This window comes from Acinetobacter sp. Q85-2, assembly GCF_013420555.1.
In the GTDB taxonomy this organism is placed as follows: Bacteria; Pseudomonadota; Gammaproteobacteria; order Pseudomonadales; family Moraxellaceae; genus Acinetobacter; species Acinetobacter indicus.
In genome coordinates, this window is sequence record NZ_VOXW01000042.1 from 1 (window position 1) to 2672 (window position 2672).

Here is a 2672-nt window from a genome sequence, read left to right on the forward strand (position 1 = left end):
GTGACTGCGTACCTTTTGTATAATGGGTCAGCGACTTACATTCAGTAGCAAGGTTAACCGCATAGGGGAGCCGTAGGGAAACCGAGTCTTAATAGGGCGTATAGTTGCTGGGTGTAGACCCGAAACCAGGCGATCTATCCATGAGCAGGTTGAAGGTTGGGTAACACTAACTGGAGGACCGAACCCACTGTCGTTGAAAAGCCAGGGGATGACTTGTGGATAGGGGTGAAAGGCTAATCAAGCCTGGTGATAGCTGGTTCTCCCCGAAAGCTATTTAGGTAGCGCCTCGGACGAATACCATTGGGGGTAGAGCACTGTTTCGGCTAGGGGGTCATCCCGACTTACCAAACCGATGCAAACTCCGAATACCGATGAGTACTATCCGGGAGACAGACTGCGGGTGCTAACGTCCGTAGTCAAGAGGAAAACAATCCAGACCGCCAGCTAAGGCCCCAAAATCATAGTTAAGTGGGAAACGATGTGGGAAGGCATAGACAGCTAGGAGGTTGGCTTAGAAGCAGCCACCCTTTAAAGAAAGCGTAATAGCTCACTAGTCGAGTCGGCCTGCGCGGAAGATGTAACGGGGCTAAAACTATGTGCCGAAGCTGCGGATGTATACATTGTATACGTGGTAGGGGAGCGTTCTGTAAGCCGATGAAGGTGGATTGAGAAGTCTGCTGGAGGTATCAGAAGTGCGAATGCTGACGTGAGTAACGACAAAACGGGTGAAAAACCCGTTCGCTGAAAGACCAAGGGTTCCAGTCCAACGTTAATCGGGGCTGGGTGAGTCGACCCCTAAGGCGAGGCCGAGAGGCGTAGTCGATGGGAAATTGGTTAATATTCCAATACTTCAGTGTAATGCGATGAGAGGACGGAGAAGGTTAAGTCAGCCTGGCGTTGGTTGTCCAGGTGGAAGGCTGTAGGCATGCATCTTAGGCAAATCCGGGGTGCTCTATGCTGAGAGCTGATAGCAAGCTAGTTTACTAGCGAAGTGGCTGATACCATGCTTCCAGGAAAAGTCTCTAAGCTTCAGTTACACTGGAATCGTACCCGAAACCGACACAGGTGGTCAGGTCGAGTAGACCAAAGCGCTTGAGAGAACTCTGCTGAAGGAACTAGGCAAAATGGTACCGTAACTTCGGGAGAAGGTACGCTGTTGACGGTGATGGGACTTGCTCCCTGAGCGGTTGACAGCCGCAGAAACCAGGCCGCTGCAACTGTTTATTAAAAACATAGCACTCTGCAAACACGAAAGTGGACGTATAGGGTGTGATGCCTGCCCGGTGCTGGAAGGTTAATTGATGGGGTTAGCGTAAGCGAAGCTCTTGATCGAAGCCCCAGTAAACGGCGGCCGTAACTATAACGGTCCTAAGGTAGCGAAATTCCTTGTCGGGTAAGTTCCGACCTGCACGAATGGCATAATGATGGCGGCGCTGTCTCCAGCAGAGGCTCAGTGAAATCGAAATCGCTGTGAAGATGCAGTGTACCCGCGGCTAGACGGAAAGACCCCGTGAACCTTTACTGCAGCTTGACATTGAACTTTGACCTTACTTGTGTAGGATAGGTGGGAGGCTTTGAAGTTGGAACGCCAGTTCCAATGGAGCCGTCCTTGAAATACCACCCTGGTAATGTTGAGGTTCTAACTCTGTCCCGTGATCCGGGACGAGGACCATGTCTGGTGGGTAGTTTGACTGGGGCGGTCTCCTCCTAAAGAGTAACGGAGGAGTACGAAGGTGCGCTCAGCGTGGTCGGAAATCACGCGTAGAGTATAAAGGCAAAAGCGCGCTTAACTGCGAGACCCACAAGTCGAGCAGGTACGAAAGTAGGTCTTAGTGATCCGGTGGTTCTGTATGGAAGGGCCATCGCTCAACGGATAAAAGGTACTCTGGGGATAACAGGCTGATACCGCCCAAGAGTTCATATCGACGGCGGTGTTTGGCACCTCGATGTCGGCTCATCTCATCCTGGGGCTGAAGCAGGTCCCAAGGGTATGGCTGTTCGCCATTTAAAGAGGTACGCGAGCTGGGTTTAGAACGTCGTGAGACAGTTCGGTCCCTATCTACCGTGGGCGCTGGAAATTTGAGAGGATCTGCTCCTAGTACGAGAGGACCAGAGTGGACGAACCTCTGGTGTACCGGTTGTGACGCCAGTCGCATCGCCGGGTAGCTATGTTCGGAAGGGATAACCGCTGAAAGCATCTAAGCGGGAAGCCTACCTCAAGATAAGATTTCCCTAGGAATTTATTCCTCTAAAGAGCCGTTCGAGACTAGGACGTTGATAGGTTGGGTGTGGAAGCATAGCGATATGTGAAGCTGACCAATACTAATTGCTCGTGAGGCTTGACTATACAACACCCAAACAGTTGTTGTATCAAGCTGAATTCTAAACTAATCCTTGATTTAGTTAATGCGACACAATAAAATTCAGACCCAATAGCCAATCCGTTAATAACTCATTTGGAACAAAGTAAGGCATTACATGCAAAAGCATCAAGCTTAAGCAAAGTAACTAAGACCCGAACAAGTCCATAACAGTTGTGCTGGCGACAATAGCAAGAGTGAACCACCTGATCCCTTCCCGAACTCAGAAGTGAAACCTCTTAGCGCTGATGGTAGTGTGGGGTTACCCATGTGAGAGTAAGTCATCGCCAGCTCATTAATTCAAAATCCCCC

General features: G+C 50.3%; 2 rRNA genes. Both read left to right on the forward strand.

The features are described 5' to 3' along the window. Positions 1 to 2347 (forward strand): 23S ribosomal RNA (locus tag FTT68_RS13915); the annotation flags it as partial. Positions 2348 to 2538: 191 nt separating this feature from the next. Next, positions 2539 to 2653: ribosomal RNA gene (gene rrf / locus FTT68_RS13920) — 5S ribosomal RNA — on the forward strand. Positions 2654 to 2672 lie beyond the last annotated feature (19 nt).